Source organism: Haloarchaeobius lipolyticus, from assembly GCF_051208015.1.
Taxonomy (GTDB): domain Archaea; phylum Halobacteriota; class Halobacteria; order Halobacteriales; family Natrialbaceae; genus Haloarchaeobius.
In genome coordinates this window covers 47,972-64,989 of the sequence record NZ_JBPKGF010000002.1, presented here as the reverse complement: position 1 = coordinate 64,989, position 17,018 = coordinate 47,972, and the positions used below count along the sequence as shown (strand labels likewise).

The 17,018-nt window shown below is 65.0% G+C and carries 16 protein-coding genes; 10 read left to right on the top strand and 6 right to left on the bottom strand.

What is annotated here, in order from left to right; all coding sequences use genetic code 11:
• The first annotated feature begins 318 nt into the window (after positions 1-318).
• Positions 319-1,998 carry a potassium channel family protein gene (locus ACSC1Y_RS03390; RefSeq protein ID WP_435333274.1) on the top strand — a complete coding sequence of 560 codons (1,680 nt, stop codon included), beginning with the start codon at positions 319-321 and terminating at the stop codon, positions 1,996-1,998.
• Between the two features lie 41 nt (positions 1,999-2,039).
• Here the strand turns inward: ACSC1Y_RS03390 and ACSC1Y_RS03385 are convergent, their stop codons facing one another.
• Together ACSC1Y_RS03385 and ACSC1Y_RS03380 are read right to left on the bottom strand one after the other, a co-directional pair.
• Positions 2,040-3,353, bottom strand: a complete 1,314-nt coding sequence (locus tag ACSC1Y_RS03385; RefSeq protein ID WP_435333273.1) for a dienelactone hydrolase family protein — start codon at positions 3,351-3,353, stop codon at positions 2,040-2,042.
• A 53-nt stretch (positions 3,354-3,406) separates the two neighbouring features.
• A complete protein-coding gene (locus ACSC1Y_RS03380; protein ID WP_435333272.1) occupies positions 3,407-4,777 on the bottom strand; it encodes an FAD-dependent oxidoreductase in 1,371 nt (456 codons plus the stop codon).
• A 152-nt stretch (positions 4,778-4,929) separates the two neighbouring features.
• Here ACSC1Y_RS03380 and ACSC1Y_RS03375 point away from each other — a divergent pair, with 152 nt between their 5' ends.
• From ACSC1Y_RS03375 to ACSC1Y_RS03360, 4 genes are all read left to right on the top strand, one after another.
• Positions 4,930-5,931, top strand: coding sequence for a hypothetical protein (locus ACSC1Y_RS03375; protein ID WP_435333271.1), 1,002 nt, complete (start codon positions 4,930-4,932; stop codon positions 5,929-5,931).
• Positions 5,925-6,746, top strand: a complete 822-nt coding sequence (locus tag ACSC1Y_RS03370) for a mechanosensitive ion channel family protein (protein WP_435333269.1) — start codon at positions 5,925-5,927, stop codon at positions 6,744-6,746. Before ACSC1Y_RS03375 ends, ACSC1Y_RS03370 begins: the two co-directional genes overlap by 7 nt.
• Before the next feature lie 112 nt (positions 6,747-6,858).
• A complete protein-coding gene (locus tag ACSC1Y_RS03365) occupies positions 6,859-7,092 on the top strand; it encodes a hypothetical protein (protein ID WP_435333268.1) in 234 nt (77 codons plus the stop codon).
• Between the two features lie 81 nt (positions 7,093-7,173).
• Positions 7,174-8,013 (top strand): hypothetical protein, encoded by an 840-nt coding sequence (locus ACSC1Y_RS03360; protein WP_435333267.1) that lies wholly within the window; start codon positions 7,174-7,176, stop codon positions 8,011-8,013.
• 60 nt (positions 8,014-8,073) lie between these two features.
• Here ACSC1Y_RS03360 and ACSC1Y_RS03355 read toward each other — a convergent pair whose 3' ends face one another.
• The 3 genes from ACSC1Y_RS03355 to ACSC1Y_RS03345 form a co-directional block, all read right to left on the bottom strand.
• Positions 8,074-9,186: a pyridoxal-phosphate-dependent aminotransferase family protein gene (locus ACSC1Y_RS03355; protein WP_435333266.1), complete on the bottom strand. Its 1,113-nt coding sequence runs from the start codon at positions 9,184-9,186 to the stop codon at positions 8,074-8,076.
• A gap of 120 nt (positions 9,187-9,306) precedes the next feature.
• Positions 9,307-9,705, bottom strand: coding sequence for a Rieske (2Fe-2S) protein (locus ACSC1Y_RS03350; protein WP_435333265.1), 399 nt, complete (start codon positions 9,703-9,705; stop codon positions 9,307-9,309).
• 123 nt (positions 9,706-9,828) lie between these two features.
• Complete coding sequence (locus ACSC1Y_RS03345; RefSeq protein ID WP_435333264.1) at positions 9,829-10,449, bottom strand: hypothetical protein; 621 nt, start codon at positions 10,447-10,449, stop codon at positions 9,829-9,831.
• A gap of 193 nt (positions 10,450-10,642) precedes the next feature.
• Between ACSC1Y_RS03345 and ACSC1Y_RS03340 the strand changes: the two genes are divergently transcribed.
• The 4 genes from ACSC1Y_RS03340 to ACSC1Y_RS03325 all read left to right on the top strand — a co-directional run bounded on the left by ACSC1Y_RS03340 (position 10,643) and on the right by ACSC1Y_RS03325 (position 14,677).
• On the top strand, positions 10,643-11,374 hold the full coding sequence (locus tag ACSC1Y_RS03340; RefSeq protein ID WP_435333263.1) for a bacteriorhodopsin: 732 nt from the start codon (positions 10,643-10,645) through the stop codon (positions 11,372-11,374).
• An 88-nt stretch (positions 11,375-11,462) separates the two neighbouring features.
• Entirely contained in the window at positions 11,463-12,257 is a 795-nt protein-coding gene (locus tag ACSC1Y_RS03335; RefSeq protein ID WP_435333262.1) for a lycopene cyclase domain-containing protein, read from the top strand.
• Entirely contained in the window at positions 12,254-13,555 is a 1,302-nt protein-coding gene (locus tag ACSC1Y_RS03330; RefSeq protein WP_435333261.1) for a Brp/Blh family beta-carotene 15,15'-dioxygenase, read from the top strand. Before ACSC1Y_RS03335 ends, ACSC1Y_RS03330 begins: the two co-directional genes overlap by 4 nt.
• 120 nt (positions 13,556-13,675) lie before the next feature.
• On the top strand, positions 13,676-14,677 hold the full coding sequence (locus ACSC1Y_RS03325) for a hypothetical protein (protein WP_435333260.1): 1,002 nt from the start codon (positions 13,676-13,678) through the stop codon (positions 14,675-14,677).
• Between the two features lie 42 nt (positions 14,678-14,719).
• Here ACSC1Y_RS03325 and ACSC1Y_RS03320 read toward each other — a convergent pair whose 3' ends face one another.
• The gene (locus ACSC1Y_RS03320) at positions 14,720-15,841 is read right to left on the bottom strand and encodes an MBL fold metallo-hydrolase (protein ID WP_435333259.1); all 1,122 of its coding nucleotides are present in this window, start codon (positions 15,839-15,841) and stop codon (positions 14,720-14,722) included.
• 437 nt (positions 15,842-16,278) lie between these two features.
• Here ACSC1Y_RS03320 and ACSC1Y_RS03315 point away from each other — a divergent pair, with 437 nt between their 5' ends.
• Complete coding sequence (locus ACSC1Y_RS03315; RefSeq protein ID WP_435333258.1) at positions 16,279-17,010, top strand: Na+/H+ antiporter subunit E; 732 nt, start codon at positions 16,279-16,281, stop codon at positions 17,008-17,010.
• Positions 17,011-17,018 lie beyond the last annotated feature (8 nt).

Genomic DNA, 17,018 nt, shown 5'->3' with positions numbered 1-17,018 from the left:
CGACCGAACCCCCCGGGACACTCGAAACGCTCGGTAGCTTCGTCCGAACTGTGTCGCCCCTACCCCGCCGGGAAGGCTCGCTGGCTCGATGCCGATAGACGTGGAAGAGGGCGTATGCTGCCAACGATGGAACCCTCCCCCGAGCACCGAATCTACGAGACACGGGTCGGACCGTAGAACCAACAGACGTCAGCCCAATTCGCCGACGATCCCCGCGGGGTGCTCGACCACTGATGACGAGCATCCCAGTCTTGTGGGGACTGCACACCCGGAGAGTATGCTTTTCTCGGATTCGATACTATAGTAGACTATCAGACGATGTTCTCGCTACCAGAGCCGCTCCGCAGACTCGAACCGAGCCGACGCATCCGGCACGTTATCTACTATCTCGCCGGTCTCGTGGTGCTCGTGCTCCTGTACACGGTCTCGTACAACTACGCGATGGCGCAGCTGGAGGGCGTCGACCAGTCGATATTCGCGTCCTTCGAGTTCGTCGTGCAGACGATGACGACCACCGGGTACGGGCAGGACTCGGGTCTCTGGAGCCATCCGCTCATGTTCCTGTTCGTCGCCCTGATACAGATATCCGGCATCGCCATCGGCTTCTTCACGCTCCGTCTCATCATCATCCCCCTGTTCACCGGTGCCGAGGTCAACCTCGACGACCGGCTCAGCCGGAAGAACGACCACGTCATCATCTGCGAGTACCGGCGCGACTCCGCGGTCCTTCTGGAGGAGCTGCGGGAGCTCGACATCGATTACGTGCTCATCTCCTCTTCGCGGGACGACGCGGAAGCGCTCTCGAACCGCGGGTACGCAGCCATCGACGGCTCCCCACAGGAGACGGAGTCGTTCGAGCGTGCGAGCATCTACACCGCGCGGGCGGTCATCACCGACGCCGGTGACGCCAACGTCAACACGATACTCACCATCCGATCGGTGCGACCGGATGTGGACATCATCGCACTGACCGACGACAGCGATATGGAGGAGGTACTGTACGCGGTCGGTGCGGATACCGTGCTGTCCCCCCACGGAGTTCTGGGGCACCGTCTCGCAGAGAAGGCCGTCGCTTCGTTCAGCGCAGAACTCAGGGACACCATCGAGATCGGCGGAAACACGAAACTGATGGAGATTCCGGTCTCGGACTCGAGCGAACTGGTCGGCCGGAAGATCCGGGACACCCGTGTCAGAGAGCGGACGGGGGCAACCATCGTCGGTGCCTGGATAGACGGGGAGTTGCAGTTACCGCCCAGTCCGGACGCCATCGTCCGTCCGAACACCGTCCTCCTGGTCTCGGGCGAGGAGAGCGCACTCAAGGAGCTGAGCGAGTTCACCCGCCCCCTCCGCTCGTTCACGGAGCACGAACGCTTCGTCCTCGTCGGCCTGGGTGAAGTCGGCAGGGCGGCCCGGTCGGTCATCGAAGAGGCGGGAGGCGACGTCGTGTCCATCGACGCAGAAGACAAACCAGGCGTCGACATCGTCGGGAACGGTGGCTCCAGGGAGTTACTGACAGCGGCGGGCGTCGAGGATGCCGGTGCCATCATCGTCGGCGTCCCGGACGACTCGGTCGCGCTCCTCACGACGGTCCTGGCGCAGTCGCTCAACCCGGAGATCGAGGTCCTCGTTCGAGTGAGCGATTCGGACGCCACACAGAAGGCTTTCACCGCCGGCGCCGACTACGTCCTGTCGGTTCCGCAGGTGAGTGCCAGGATGGTCGCCAAGGAGCTTCGGGGCGAGGACGTACTCGCACCCGCGAGCCAGGTCCGGCTCGTCCGCGTGCCGACCACGCCGTTCGCCGGCTCGACGCTCGCGGACTCGGGCATCTACGAGCAGACGGGCTGTCGTGTCATCGCCATCGAAGACGACGGGAAGACGGTGGCGGTCGACCCGCAGCGGGAGTTCACCGGAGACGAACGGATGACCATCGTCGGGTCGGACGATGCCGTCCAGGAGTTCCTCAAGCGGTTCGACGTCGCCCCGACCGAGCTTCCCTGACTCGCGAGAGCCCACTTGAGAAACGGGTTACGCGTCCCCGGTCACAGCATCGCGACGTCGTGAATCCACGCTGCACTGTCCGTTACCAGGTCCTCGGTGACGGTCCCACCGAAGTAGAGGCTGAGCGGCGTCTTCGGGGCGTGTCCCTCCTGAAAGAAGTGATCGACGCCCTCGTAGAGTTTGACGCTGCTTCCGCCCGGGAGCCCGGCGGTCTTCCACGCCTCGACGCGGTCGCGGAGGAACGACGCAACCTCGGGCTGGGCCTCCTCGTCGGCCAGGAACGTGTTCGCAACGTAGAGAGGGACGTGGAGGCCGCTGGCGGTGGCTTTCGGGTCGTACTCGTTCAGGCTCCGGTGCCAGGTTCCCGGCCGTCCCATGATGGTCTCGTCGTCGTCGAACTCTCCCGCACGGATTCGCCGGAGGGTCTCGCGGTCCTCCTCGAGCTGGGCCTCCTGCTCCTCGTCGAGGTCACCGTCTCGTTCGAACTCGTACCGGATGATGTCGGCGTGTTCGGGGGCGAGCGTACTTTCGGGCGAGCCGTCGAGGCTCACCACGCCGGCGACGCCGCCGTGTCGGTCGGCGATCCTCGGAGCCGCCATCCCGCCCTGGCTGTGCCCTGCGACGAACACGGCGTCCTCGTCGACGCGTTCCGTGGCTGCGAGCGTCTCCACCGAGGCGACCGCGTCGTCGACGACGACCGTATCGAGCGTGTGGTTCTCGTCGTCGACCTCGTGGGCTGCGAGTCGGCTCTCGTAGCGAAGTGAGGCGATACCCTCGCTGGCGAGCCCCCACGCGACGTCTCTGAGCAACTTCGAGGCGCCAACCGTCCCGTCCGGGTCGTGGACACCAGCCCCGTGAACGAAGACGACGGCCGGGAACGGACCATCACCGTCGGGTACCGTACAGATGCCGTCCAACTCCACGTCTCCGGCGTCGACGGTCACATCGCGCTCGTCGAAACCGTTCTCGTCGACGTAGCCGGGTGTCCGGTAGGCGGGTGAGAACGAGAACGCAGCGATTCCACCGTTATCGACCTCGAGATGGGCTGTTTCGGTATCCTCCTCGAATTCAAGAGTGATGGTCGCCTCGGAGCAATCAACAGTCGCATCGGCGCCCTCGACGGCCAGCTCGTCGACCCCCACCGGCGGGCCATACTGGCCGTATAGTCCCCACCAGTACTGTTCGAAGGCGTCCTCAGCGTCCATCGGTCCCTGCTGGAAATCGGTGGGAAAGGACTCGACGACCGCGTCTCGTCCGTCCTCGGTGAGCAGGTCGGCCATCTCGTCGAACGCTCCATCGACGAACCGCCTGGCGAACTCCTGCACCGTCTCCCCTGTGTCGCGTGTGCGGACCATGGTCCGAATCGTGTCCGGTGAGTGAAAAGTGAACTGCTCGGTAGCCCGAGGTGCTACTCCGCTGGCTCCGGCACGGAGTCGACCCGTGGACGGAACACTCGCCAGACGACACGCGGGTGGAGTACGCTGGTCGCGGGGCGCTCGAGTCGGAACACGCGGAAGAAGGCTTCTGTCAGCTTCCCGTCGGTGTGCGACCGCCGCAGGAGCCGCGCGAGGTAGCGGTTGAACAGGTCGGTCCCGACCGGCTTCGCCCCGGTCGTCTGCTCGAAGACGAAGTCCTTCCCGACGGCGATCTTCCACGCCTCGTCGACGGTACCGGCCGCCCGGTCGAAGAACCGCGGGCCGAGCCCGGTGAGTCCACCGGTGAGTTCGTGATGCAGCGAGACCGCATCCAGCGCCGCGACCGACATCCCCTGCCCGTAGACGGGATTGAAGCTCGCCAGCGCGTCGCCGGTGACGACGAGGCCGTCCGGGAAGCGGTCCAGCGACTCGTAGTGCCGTCTGACGCTCGCCGGAAACGGGTACTGCTGGATCTCCGATAGCCACTCCTGCTCGCGGAGCTGGCGACCGATGTGGTCGAGCGGGAGCGACTCGGCCCACCGGACGAACGTTTCCCGGTCGGTCGGCGCCCGCTCACCGTGAAGTCCCTGAAGCAGGACCTCCCACCGGTCTCCCTCGACGGGGAGCATCGCCGCGCCCCGCGGGCGGTGCGGCTCCGGTGCGACGAGAACGCCGCACTGACGTTCCGGTGGCCGGCTGATACGGACGGTGCTGTAGCTCACGTCGACGTGAACTGCGTCGACCGCAGGCGAGGGATAGCCGTTCGTCTCCAGCCACTTCGGCGTCCGGCTGTTCCGTCCGGTCGCGTCGACGGTGAGCGCCGCACCGAGTGTTCGTTCGGCCCCGGTCTCGTCTCGGAAACGGACACCCGTCACTCGGTCCCCGTCGGCGTCGTGTTCGTAGTCGACGAATCGACAGCCACCGCGAAGTCGGACGTTCTCGTGTTCGCGGACCCGTTCGCGGACGACGTGTTCGAACAACGGGCGGCTCGCGTAGAGTGCCTCGAGCTCGCTCTCCGCTTCGGCGATTGTCCCGCCCTGGTCGTACCAGACGAGGTCCGCGGTCATGTCGAGTTGCAGGCCGCCGGCAGTCCGGACGTCTGCACTGAAGCCGGGGAAGAGATCTTCGAGCGTCACGCGACCGGCTTCGAGCATCGCGTGAGGCTGGCTGGTCTGAGGCGCCCCGTCGCGACTCGCTGGCTCGCTGGGGATGGTGTCCCGTTCGAGGACCGCGACCTCGTCGAACGAATCAGCGAGGACCCGCGCCGCGCAGAGGCCCGCGATGCTTCCGCCGGCGACCACGGCCCGGTCTCCGAGAGATCGCGTGCGGTCCCCGTCGTATCGCTCGATATTCGCCAACGTCATCGGTTCTTCTCCCTCGACGGAACGTTCAGACGCGCTACTAGATTACGTCTCCGGAACGGCCGGCCGTTGCAGGAACCACTGCACAGAGTCTCCTCGACGCAGAACGGACCAGTACGGGACTTTATGATTGTAGGTGATGTAATATATCGAATATGAGTTCCAGCACCCAGCTCCTGACCGGATTCAGTGAAGAGAGGGAGGCGTTCGAATCGGCTCTCTCGGACGCCGACGGGGGGACGCGGGGTGCTATCGCGGTTCTGTCAGAGCCGTTCGGTGGGCGCGAGCGGTTCCTCGACGTCGCAGCGGACAAGTTCGGCGAGCGGGCGACCCGGATACGGTGTGGCCCGACGATGGAGTGTAGCCGAGGGCTCGACCTGGGCGATGGCGACGTCGTCATCGTCGACGACTGCCAGCACCTGTTCGTTCGCCGTATCGGCGGGTTCGACGGGTTCGATCGGTTCTTGCGCCAGGTCGCGACCTTCGACGGACTCGTCGTCACCTCCTGGAATACCTACTCGTGGGACTATCTGGTTGCCGTGAAGGACCTCGAACGGACCTTCCCGACGCAGATTCGCCTCGGTCACCTCGACAGGGAGTACCTACAGGTGTTCCTCCTGGCCGAGAACGACGACGTCCCGGAGCTCGTCGACGATAGGGGTTCGATAGCCGAGCCGTTGCTGGTGCGACGAGACTATCCACTCTCGTTCGGCCGTGACCGGAAGCTTCACCTCCCGTACGTCGTGCCGAACGTCGACGAGATCGTGAGACGGGTGACGAAGAACGACGGAGAGCCCGTAGAGACCCTCTTCTTCGAGCGGCTCACACAGGTGGCCGATGGGAACCCCGGTGTCGCGAGGTACCTCTGGGAAGAGCGCATCTCCGACGGACGACTCGAGTTCAGTGCGCTCCGTGAACCGGACGGCGAACTCGGGCTGGACTACGATACCGCGTTCCTGTTACAGGTCCTCCTGACGAAGGAGCGAATATCGTACGACGAACTGTACGACGTGGTAGCACACCCCGACCTCGACCGGGCGCTGGGACAGCTGGTGAGACAACAGGTCCTCACCGTGGACGGTGACCTCGTAGAACTCAGACCCGCCACGTTGAAACAACTCGTGGAATCGCTCGAGCGGCGGCGGATCATATGGTGACGCTCCAGTCTGGCATCCCCGACATCACCTTCGGCGTCGTGGACATCGTCAGTTCGCTCACCATCGTCGTCGTCGCCTATCTGCTGGTCCAGACGTTCGGATTCGTCGTCTCGAAGCTCGCAGAGCGAACGGTGAAGCACCGGATCACGGTGAAGATGGTACTGCCGCTGTTCAAGGCCCTGGTGTACGGTGCAGTCACGTACTACATCGTCGGCGGGGTGCTCGCGCTCACGCCGAACCAACTGCTCGCCATCTCCGGCCTCATCGGGGCAGCCATCGGCTTCGGTCTCAAGGACCTCTTCTCGAGTATCTTCGGCGGGCTCATCCTCATCGTCGAGCGCCCGTACAAGATCGGTGACAAAGTCACGCTCGACGGCCACTACGGCGAGGTGACGGATATCGGCATCCGGTCGACGCGGCTCCAGACTCCCAACGACACGCTCGTGGTCGTCCCGAACGACTCCGTGTTCAGTGGCGCGGTCGCGAACGCGAACGCCGGGCAGGCGGAGATGCTCGTCGTGGTAGAGTTCTACGTCTCGGCGGACGCGGACCTCGAGAGGGCGATGCACATCGTCGAGGAGGCCATGGTCACCTCGCGGTACGTGTTCGTCTCGGAGAAACGACCGTTCGTCGTCCTCACCGAGGACGAGCTGTACTACCAGGTCGTCCGGGGGAAGGCGTACGTGAACGACACGCGAAACGAGTTCGTCTTCAAGTCCGACGTGACCAGACGCGTCCGCGAGCAGTTCGTCACGGAGGGCATCGAGAAGCCGTCACCGGTTCCGGGGCACGAAGAGAAGAACACGAAGTCCTGAGTACGGCAGCAGAACGTCGCCCTTTCGACACCGCCGGCCGCAACGCCCAGCGGAACGTATCAGGGTACCGTGGCGCTGCGTTAACGCCCTGAAACGCCTATCTTCACCGACCATGCTCGACGACGTACGTTTGTTCAACCGAGAGACACGCGTCCAGTACGCGCTCATGCTCCTCTTCGGGGGGCTGTGTATCCTCACAGCGTTCGCACCACTCGAAGAGACGGTCCGAATCACGACGGTCGGGACGCTCTTCGGGTTCACCGCCGGTCTATGGGTGTCTCACCTCGTTCAGGTCGTCACGCGGGCCGGCTCCGCGAGACGGGCGGAGACGGCGGGGGTGAAGTGAACGATGTCGCTCCCGAGACGGAGCGAGGGGTCCGTTCGCCGCAGGGGTGAGCCGGAGGCCGTCCGACGGTCTGACGTCGGTGTGACACCGATTCTCCTGTCCTTCCTCCTCATCGTCGTCGCCGTGACCTGCGTGTTCATCGCGTTCTTTCAGGTCACGTTACCGCGACCCATCTCGGACATCCTCACCGTGGGAGTGCTGTTCGTCACGGTTCTCAGCGCGGTCCTCGGTGTACTGCTCGATAGCCTCGGCTACTTCGAGGAGGACGCCGCTCCAGCCAGTGTTGCGGCGACGGCGTCGGAGCCAGCGCCGGAGCCCTGGGTGGTCGAGCGCGAGCTTCCCGTACCGCTCCCGCCGATACTCGACTTCGACGACGAACTGAGGGCCTTCGCGAAGCTACACGACGGCGACCTTCCGGCGGTGTTTGACCCGTTCGTCAGCGACTACCGTCGGCTGAAGACGAACACGATGAACCGCACCACTATCGCCAGCGACCTCCGGGCCGACCTCAACCCTATCGGTGTCCTCTACGAGGAGGGGTCGGAGGGGTACGGACTGTACGAGAACGTGTCCGACCGACTGTTCAGGTACATCGGAACGGAGACGGGGCACGTCACCGTCGATAGCCTCGAATTCTACGGCGAGGACGGAGACGAGGCCTCTGTGGTGGCACTCAGGGACCAGGTCTGCCGTGTCGAGTTCAGTCTCACGAACGACGGCGATGCAGCCGACGTCGAGGTCGAGATACGGTTGCACGACGAGCAGGACGCCGTCATCGCCAGCCGTACCTGTCCCGTCGGCATCGTCAACCCAGGTGCCACGACGGTCACGAGTACGGACATCTACGTACCTTCGGAGGCAGACCACGCGAGCACGTCGATTCGGATGACCGACCCGGGCAGGACTGTCGGGCGTCTGTGAAGACGGGAGAAACACGTCGTAGATTGCCCCGTCGGACGCGTCGGCGCTGATTTCGACCGTTCAGAGCCCGGCGACGTCCTCGATGGCGTCGGTCAGTTCCTCGATCGACTCTACGTCGTGTTCGCCCATGTGACCGATACGGAACGTCTTCTCGCCGAGCGCGGAGCCGTAGCCGTTCGAGAAGACCATGTCGTACTCTTCGGAGACGGCGTCGATGGTTCCAGCGACGTCGATTCCGCGGGTGTTCTCGATGCAGCTCACGGTCTGTGACTCGTAGCCCTCCTCGGGGAACATGTCGAAGTGTTCGCGGGCCCAGTCGCGGGTGTACTCGGCCATCTCACGGTGGCGGCGGTCGCGTTCCGCGTGGCTCTCGTCGAGCATGTGTTTCATCTGCTTCCGGTAGGCGAGCATGACCGGAATCGCGGGCGTGGAGTGTGTCTGGCCCTTCCGGTCGTAGTAGTCGAGCGACCGCTGGAAGCCGCCGTACCACGACGCGGAGTCCTTCTCGAGTTCTCGTTCGTAGGCGTCGTCGCTGACGACGCAGACGGCGAGACCCGGCGGCATCGCGAACGCCTTCTGTACGGACGTGAAGATGACGTCGATGCCGTGCTCGTCGATGTCGACGTGGTCGCCACCGAGCGAGGAGACTGCGTCGACGACGAAGTAGGTGTCCGGGTACTCGGCGACGACGTCGCCGATCTCCTCGATGGGGTTGCGGATGCCCGTCGAGCTCTCGTTCATCACGCAGGTGACGACGTCGTAGTCGGTCTCGCTCTCTTCGAGCGCCGCGCGGACGTCTTCGGGCTTGACGGCCTGTCCCCAGTCGTACTCGAGCGTGTCGACGGTCTTGCCGAGGCGCTCGGCGACGTTCGCCTGTCGCTCGCTGAAACTGCCGCAGGTCGTACAGAGTACGTGCTCGTCTGCGAGGTTGAGGATGGAGCTCTCCATGAACTCGGTCCCCGACCCGGTGAGGATGATGACGTCGTTGTCGGTGCCGAGGAACTCCTTCGTGTCCTCGACGATGGTCGTGTAGAGGTCCGTCATCCGGTCCATGCGGTGACCGAACATCGGCTCGCACATCGCCTCGATGACGTCCTCTCGCACTTCCGTCGGGCCCGGGATGTACAGCTTCTTGTCCGGATAGTCGTCCGTGTATTCGCGTTTCTTGGTCACAGAAACCACCTGCGTACGGGTTCCTGCGCGGCGCGGTGGCAAGGTAGTTTTGATTCCGCACCATATTGGGCGGAACCGACAGCTGTTCGACGCCGCGGACGTCGCTCCCGAGCCGGCCGCTCAGTACTCACCGAGCGGCCGACACGAGTCGAACCGGTCGTCGGTCAGGTAGACCTCGTCGTCGTGGACCGTCACGGCGATGGGTTCGAGGATGCAGCCCCGACACGGTCCGTGGGTACAGAAACCGTCGTCGCAGTTGAACCGTGCACCGTGTTTGTGACAGACGAGCTGTCCCCCGATCACGAACGCACCGAACCCCCTGTCGAGCTTGACCTCGGGGTCGTGCGGGCAGGAGTTCTGCCAGGCGGAAACCGAGTCTCCGGTGTGACAGAGGATGGCCTCGGTGCGGAACCTGCTCGCCCGTACTTCGAACCACAGTGTTCCAGTCGGCGGTATCTGTTCGAGCGTCCCGATGAGGCGGTCGTCGGCCAGGGTCTCCGCCGTCGATTCGTCCTGCATGCCCCGACTTTTAGGCGGGCCTAAAAAGACTTGTCGCGGGCAGGTGAGGAGTCGAGCAGGACGGCTCGCGAGGAGAACTACTACTGTGGGTCAACGCGGAAAAGGGGTAACCACGTCACCAGCTCAGGCGGTCTCCGGGAGTCGCCTGTTGAGATGCCAGCTCCAGGCGAACAGGAACGCGGCGAGGAGTACGGCGGGGACCGCGACCACGACCGCAGAGACCGGAACCGGTGTCCCGGCGAACGGGTTCCGCCCACCGGCCGCGAGGAAGCTCCGGACCGCCGGCTCGCCGCCGTGGCCCAGAAGCAAGAACCCGTCGACGGCGAAGACGGCGACCGCGCCTGTGACCAGGCTTATCATCGACGCCACGTCCTCGACGTTCAGTAACCTTCGCGCTTCGTGCTCGCTCAGGTCGTCGTCGCTCTGGAGTCGACGGGAGGCCACGTAGACGAGTCCTGCTCCGCCGACGAGTTCGATAGTTCCCGCGTAGGCACCCAGGAGCAGTATCTTCGGCGCAGACCATACCGGGTCTCCGCCGGGGAAGAACGTCCGTGTCGACTCGGGCAGGGTCATCGCGAGCGGTAGCACCAGTGCCAGTCCCAGGAGGATGATGCCCTGCCACGCGAGCTTCCTGGGGATCGACTGGGAGAACAGACTGAACCGCCGTACCCGGAGTCGTTCGTACGCCGTGCCGGCTACCACGGCGGACGCGATCGGGTCGTCGAAGCTATCCTCTCGTTCCATCACTGTACGATGCGTTTCTGTAGCTGAATAGCATATAACGTCGTCGGTCAGTTAGATACAGGCTGCTCGACAGGTACACCGTCCGTACCGTCCATATGACACGAGTACGTGAAGATATTATTTGAATATAGGATTATAAATTTAATAGTGAATTGTCGCTCTACTTATTGAGTTACGGCGACTATACTGTTCCATGGCTACACCGGGAGCAGAGTCGATATGGCTGTGGATCGGGACCATCGGGATGACCATCGGTACGTTGTACTTCGTCGGACGGGGGCGGGGCGTCAGAGACGTAGAGATGCAGAAGTTCTACATCGCGACGATATTCATCACCGCCATCGCCGCGACGATGTACCTGCTGATGGCGACCGGATTCGGGTTGACGCAGGTTCAAGTGGGCGACAGGACGCTCGACATCTACTGGGCACGGTACGCTGACTGGGTGTTCACCACGCCGTTGCTGTTGTTCGACCTCGCGCTGCTTGCCGGGGCGAACCGGAACACCATCGCGACGCTCGTCGGTATCGACGTGTTCATGATCGCGACCGGCGCAATCGCGACGCTCGAAGCCGTCGCAGCGTACCGCATCCTCTGGTGGGGTATCAGCACCGGTTCCCTACTGGTGTTACTGTACTTCCTGGTCGGGACGCTCTCCGAGCAGGCGAAGACGCGCTCCGGAGAAGCCGCCAAGCTGTTCGCCACGCTGCGGAACCTGACCATCTTCCTGTGGCTGCTCTACCCGGTCGTCTGGATACTCGGGACCGAAGGCACCATCGGCATCCTGCCGCTCTACTGGGAGACGGCGGTGTTCATGGTCCTCGACCTCTCGGCGAAAGTGGGGTTCGGCTACCTGCTGCTGCGCTCGCGCAGTGTCCTCGAGGCGGCGACCAAGCCGACTGCCGCAGTTGCCGAAGTCGCCTGACGGTGCGGTAGTCCCCGCTCGAAAATGCGTCAGTTCGTGCCGACGTGACTGACGCGCACGAACCATCCGTTCTCGGCATCTACCACCAATGTTCGACACACCGACCTACTTCGCCTTCCTGGCTCTCGTGCTCGTGCCGCCACTCGTCGCGCTGGCCGTCCTCGCCCGACGACGGCTCACGCGGACGTTCGTCGCCGGAACGGCGCTCGTCACCGCCATCGGTTTCGTCTATACGGTGCCGTGGGACAACGCCCTCATCGCGCGAGGGGTATGGTGGTACGGCGATGACGCCGTCCTGGCGACGCTCTACCGCGCGCCGCTCGAGGAGTACCTGTTCATCCTCCTGCAGCCGTTGCTGACCGCGCTCTGGCTCGTCGTCCTGCGGGAACGGCTGTCGGGAGCGCGACCGGGAGGTGACGCCTACGAAGCCGAACGTAGCTGGGTGGCGGTCTCGACACGGGCCCGGATCGGTGGCGCCGTGGCCGGGCTGCTGGTCGGCGCGAGCGGACTCGTCTTCCTGACGGGCGAACGAACCCTGTATCTGGGTGCGATACTCGCCTGGGCCGGGCCGGTCCTCGCACTCCAGTGGGGCTTCGGCTGGCAGGAGCTCGTCCGTACCCGTCGGCTGACCGCGCTCGCTGTCCTGGTCCCGACCGTGTACCTCTCGGTCGCGGACAGGGTCGCCATCGAACTCGGCATCTGGGTGCTGTCGCCACGGTTCACGACCGGCGTGACCGTCGCCGGGCTCCCCGTGGAGGAGGGGCTGTTCTTCCTTGTCACGAACGTGTTCGTCGTCCAGGGGCTCGTGCTGTTCCTCTGGGTCGTCGAACGCCCCGAGCCCGTAGACGAGTCCGTTCCCGACGCGACACCGGCGAGCCCATGACGAGGCCCGCACAAGCGAGGGGGCGGAAGCCCGAGCTGACCGGGACCAGCAGGGTGACCGACGCGAAGCCGGCACTCGACGGCGTTCGCAGCGTGCTCCGTCGCCGTGGATTCGTACCCGTCTGGGGCGTACTGCTTGTTCTCACGCTCCTCACCGCGGCCGGGTACCGGCTGCACACCAGACTCGGATACGGCCTGTTGTTGCTCAGCGTGTTCCTCTTCGGGCTCTCACACGGGGCGGTCGACCACCTGCTGGTCCGTCGGCTCCTCACGCCGGCCGGCCCTGCGACGGAAGCGGTAGACACCGGCCGCCGAGCCACTGGAAACACCGCCGGTACCCGAATCCTCGGAAGGCGGCTCGGACGCCGTCTTTCCAGGTTCGCCCGGGCCTACCCGCTCGCGACCGTGGGTGTGGTCTACCTGCTCCTCGGCGGAACGTATCTGGGCTGCTGGCTCGTCGAACCTGCTGCCGCGTTCGTCCTCTTCGTCTGCCTGACCGCCGCACACTGGGGACTGGGCGACCTCTACAGCCTCGTCGCAGTCGACCGAGCCGGTCACTTGCGGACACGTGGCGAACGACTGCTGGTAGCGGCCGTCCGCGGAGCGATTCCGATGCTGGTCCCCCTGCTCGCTCACCCCGACGAGTTCCGCAGGGTAGCGACGCTCGTGGTCGAGGCGGTCGACCCGACGGCTTCGTCCGGGCTCGCCGGTCTGTTCACACTCTCGACACGGCTGACCATCGGCGCCTGCTTCGGTCTTCTCCTCGCGACGACACTCGTTCTGGGAGCCCGTCGTGGTGCGAACCGTGACGACTCAAGCCGGGCCGACTCGCGTCGTGACGACTCAAGCCGGGCCGACTCGCGTCGTGACGACTCAAGCCGGGCCGACTCGCGTCGTGACGACTCAAGCCGGGCCGACTGGCTGTTCGACGCCGGCGAGACGCTCCTGCTGGTCGGCTTCTTCGCCGTCGTCCCGCCGGTCGTCGCCATCGGGGTGTACTTCCCGCTCTGGCACTCTTTGCGACACGTATTCAGACTCGAGCTACTCGACCCACCGGCGGTCGCCGGCTTCGAACGAGGTCGTCTCGTGCCTGGATTGGTGCGCTTCGCGCGGGACGCCGCCCCGCTGACGGCCGTAGCCCTCGTGTTCATGGGCGGGCTGTTCCTCGCACTCCCGGCGGCGCGGCTCACCCTGTCCGGTACGGTCGCGGTCTACCTCGTCCTGCTCGCGGTGTTGACCCTGCCGCACGCGGCCATCGCGGCGTGGGCCGACTTAGCCCAGGGTGTCTGGAGTCGGTGAGCGCGGCCACCTCCCGCGGCGAGATATCACCGCAGGGTCCGTGTCCACCTGGTGCTCGACTGGGTATTCCCTCGTCTCGTAAGGCAGCATCGTGATACCCCGCGAACACCTGTAGGTGGTATGGTGAGAACGGCCCGTGCGGGCGTCGTCGTCTGTCTCCTCGTCCTGCTAGCAGCGCCGGTTCTCGCTCACGTCCCGAGCTTCCCCGTCGACAACACCAGCCCAGAACGGGCGGTCGAGGTCCCGGACGCGGCCAAGTCGTGGGCGTTCTACGACACCCTGGGCGGAGGCGGTGCGAAGTACTACCGCTTCTCGCTGGGTGCCGGCGAGCGACTGCAGGTCGGGACGTTCACACCCGAACGGTCGGCGTTCACCCCCTCTATAGTCGTCATGAGTCCGTCACTGAACGGAACAGAGGGGGTCCCGCCAGGCGTAACCGTCCCCGACGGGATGGGTGCCATCGTCGTCGAGGGAGAACGGCCGGAGCGGCCCTCCTACGAACCGTTCGCACCGGCGGCGAACTACCGGACCGCGAGTCTCGCCAGACCGGTCGACGCGGAGACGACGTATCTGGTGGCCATCTACGAGCCGGAGAATCGGTCCGGCCCGGCCGGCGTGTCTCTCGGCTACGAGGAGTCGTTCGCGACTGTCGAGTACGTGAGGGTCCCATACGACCTCGTCAGGACGCACCTCTGGGAGGGACAGCATCCGCTCGTCGTCGTCGGTCCGTTCCTGGCCACGACCCTGGGAGGGGTGGGCGCCGTGTGGAGGAAGCGGGAGGGAAGCTGGCTGACCCGGCCGGCTCGCCTCGTTCTCGGTGGTGCCGGTGCGACGGTCCTCGCGAGCGGAGTGAACACGGCGGTACAGCTGGCGCTCGCGCTCGGCCAGACCGGTCCGACACCCGCAGCAGTCGTCACCGCCCTGTTCGTCGTCGTCCCGCTCGTCTGCGGCGGCTGGGTGCTGTCGCTGGCACTGCGGAACGGGGGGTCGCTGTCGCCCAGAATACGGGGCGGTATCGCCGCTGCGGGCGTCGCCGCGTTGCTAACGTGGGCCGGGTTCGTCGTGGGTCCGGCACTGCTCCTGGCGGTCGCAGCGACGCCGGGACGCTACCTGAAGGCGTAGGTGGGCAGGTGGAGGGGTGGACGGATGGCTCTCGGGGAAGCGCTAGTTCGCCGCGCAGTTGTTCGGCCCGAGTTCGAGCGACTCTGAATCCCCGTCGGGCTGTTCTCTACCCCAGTTTATCTGCTTTATCTCGTTGTAGTTCGCGGGCTCGTCTGCGAGGGAGTCGACGATGGTCTCGACGAACGAATCCTCGTCGTCGTCCTCAACGTAGCTGAGGAGTTCGTTGGTCGATTCGTCGAGCAGTTCCCCGAGTTCGGTGGCGAGCGGGCGGACCTCTTCGTCGTCGAAGTGGCCGGGGAGAACGACCGTGTCGCCCGGCAGGTCCGTCAGCCGGTCGAGGCTGTCGAACAGCTTGCTCGCGGCGGTCCGGACCGCCTCCTCTGAACCGTCCTCGAGGTCGGGACGGCCGACGCTCCTGAGGAACAGCGTATCACCCGAGAGGAGTGCGTCGCCGAACTCGAACGAGACGCTCCCCGGTGTATGTCCCGGCGTGTGGTGGACGTCGATGTGACGGTCGCCGACCGCTATCGTCTCGCCGTCTTTGATGGCGGTGACGCGGTCCAGTTCGCCCGAATCCTCGTCGTGAAGGTAGTAGGGGACGTCGAGTTCCCCGGCGAGCTTCCGTGCCCCGGAGATGTGGTCGGCGTGGGCGTGGCTGTCCGCGACCCCGACGATGTCGAGGTCACGGTCGTCGGCCGCCGCGAGGTACTCGTCGAGATACTGGCTCGGGTCGACGACGACGGCTTCGTCCCCGTCGTGGGCGAGGTACGAGACGCAGCCCGTTCCGGGTCGGACGACCTGGACGATACCGTCGGCTGCGTCGATTTCGTACGTCCGGTGGACCCGGCCCCAGCCGTTCATCCCGTCGTCGACCGACTTCGCGTCGAACCCCCGGTCGCGGAGGAAGCTCGCGGCGCGGGACGAGGTGACCCCGCCGACGCAGACGACGACTATCTCCTCGTCTTCGGGCAGGTCGTCGACCTGCTCTTCGAGCGTCGAGAAGTCGTGTTCCAGCAGCTCGTCGTAGATGGGGAGGTTCGTACTTCCCGGGATACGCCACTCCTCGTAGTCGTCCTCGTTCCGAACGTCGAGGACGAACGGGTCGTCGTCGGACTCGGAGACGCGACGTGCGACTGTCGATGGGTCGATTACAGTATTGCTCATCCTGTGCAATACTAACTGCGTCCGGTGCATAAACCCTCCGCCAATTCTCGACCAAAAGTGACCCCTCCCCAGTACTGGGCCGTTCTAACCAGCCAACTGTCTCGCGTTCGAGCTGGTCACCGGAGTACAGCCTGTTCGATATGTCCGTGGCGTAAAAGTAATCACTCCAGCCCCTGTGACAGGACAGTACATCATCGATGTCCCAGTCACACGGAGACGCGCGCATTCTGGTCCTCGTCGAGCCGACGGATACGGCCGAACGGACGGTAGAGTACGCGTTACGTGAAGCTCGGGACACGCACCTCGAGACGGGTAGAGGGCTCTCTGTCGTGATACACGTCGTCTGCTCACCAGACCAGACGCGGGCCGCGAGGAGGACAGAAGCGAGGCTCGACGTCGCGATCGACCGGTTCCAGCCAGGGAGTGGAGTTCGAACCGTGGTTTCAGTCAAGCCCGTCGACGAGACCGACCCGGAACGCCGTACAGAGGTCGTCGTGGGGTCCATCGGACCGGAGCCGGTAACCCGTCTCATCCTCCCGGCCGAGTCCTCACTCTCGGTGGAACGGTTGCGTGAACTCGTCGGCGGCACAGACGTCGAACTCGCACCGACCGCAACCCGCGGAGGACGCCGCCGACTCGTCCACCCCGGCGGTGTGCGGCGGCTCGTCGCACTGTTCGGTGCAACGTTCCTGTTCTACCTCTCGCTCGGTGGGTTCGCCGGCGGAGTCGAGTATCTCACCGGTGCGATCAGTGCAGCGGTCGTCTCGCTGTCGCTCTCGCAAGTAGCGATGCGGAACGAACCCACCGTCACCCGGACACTCCCTCGAATCGGACGGATGGTCGTGTTCCTTCCCGTGCTGCTCTGGGAGGTGCTGAAGGCGAACGTGGTCATCGCCGCGATCATCCTCCATCCGCGACTCCCCATCGACCCGTCGATGTCGACGCTCACAACCCGAACGAAGCACGGGCTCGAGCGGACGGTACTGGCGAACAGCATCACCCTCACGCCCGGGACTCTCACCGTCGACGTCCAGAACGAGACGTTCGTCGTCCACTCCCTGACCACCGCGGCGAGAGACGACCTCGACCAGGGTCGGCTCGGACGACTCGTCTCGTGGGTGTTTCACGGTTCGGAATCCGGGGCGTGGAGGGGAGGTGATGGCGAATGACCGCCGAG

What these genes read in the sequence shown, in the direction of transcription:
- ACSC1Y_RS03390 (WP_435333274.1), top strand. Translation starts at nt 319, where the DNA reads ATGTTCTCGCTACCAGAGCCGCTCCGCAGACTCGAACCGAGCCGACGC.
- ACSC1Y_RS03385 (WP_435333273.1), bottom strand. Translation starts at nt 3,353, where the DNA reads ATGGTCCGCACACGCGACACAGGGGAGACGGTGCAGGAGTTCGCCAGG.
- ACSC1Y_RS03380 (WP_435333272.1), bottom strand. Translation starts at nt 4,777, where the DNA reads ATGACGTTGGCGAATATCGAGCGATACGACGGGGACCGCACGCGATCT.
- ACSC1Y_RS03375 (WP_435333271.1), top strand. Translation starts at nt 4,930, where the DNA reads ATGAGTTCCAGCACCCAGCTCCTGACCGGATTCAGTGAAGAGAGGGAG.
- ACSC1Y_RS03370 (WP_435333269.1), top strand. Translation starts at nt 5,925, where the DNA reads ATGGTGACGCTCCAGTCTGGCATCCCCGACATCACCTTCGGCGTCGTG.
- ACSC1Y_RS03365 (WP_435333268.1), top strand. Translation starts at nt 6,859, where the DNA reads ATGCTCGACGACGTACGTTTGTTCAACCGAGAGACACGCGTCCAGTAC.
- ACSC1Y_RS03350 (WP_435333265.1), bottom strand. Translation starts at nt 9,705, where the DNA reads ATGCAGGACGAATCGACGGCGGAGACCCTGGCCGACGACCGCCTCATC.
- ACSC1Y_RS03345 (WP_435333264.1), bottom strand. Translation starts at nt 10,449, where the DNA reads ATGGAACGAGAGGATAGCTTCGACGACCCGATCGCGTCCGCCGTGGTA.
- ACSC1Y_RS03340 (WP_435333263.1), top strand. Translation starts at nt 10,643, where the DNA reads ATGGCTACACCGGGAGCAGAGTCGATATGGCTGTGGATCGGGACCATC.
- ACSC1Y_RS03335 (WP_435333262.1), top strand. Translation starts at nt 11,463, where the DNA reads ATGTTCGACACACCGACCTACTTCGCCTTCCTGGCTCTCGTGCTCGTG.
- ACSC1Y_RS03330 (WP_435333261.1), top strand. Translation starts at nt 12,254, where the DNA reads ATGACGAGGCCCGCACAAGCGAGGGGGCGGAAGCCCGAGCTGACCGGG.
- ACSC1Y_RS03325 (WP_435333260.1), top strand. Translation starts at nt 13,676, where the DNA reads ATGGTGAGAACGGCCCGTGCGGGCGTCGTCGTCTGTCTCCTCGTCCTG.
- ACSC1Y_RS03320 (WP_435333259.1), bottom strand. Translation starts at nt 15,841, where the DNA reads ATGAGCAATACTGTAATCGACCCATCGACAGTCGCACGTCGCGTCTCC.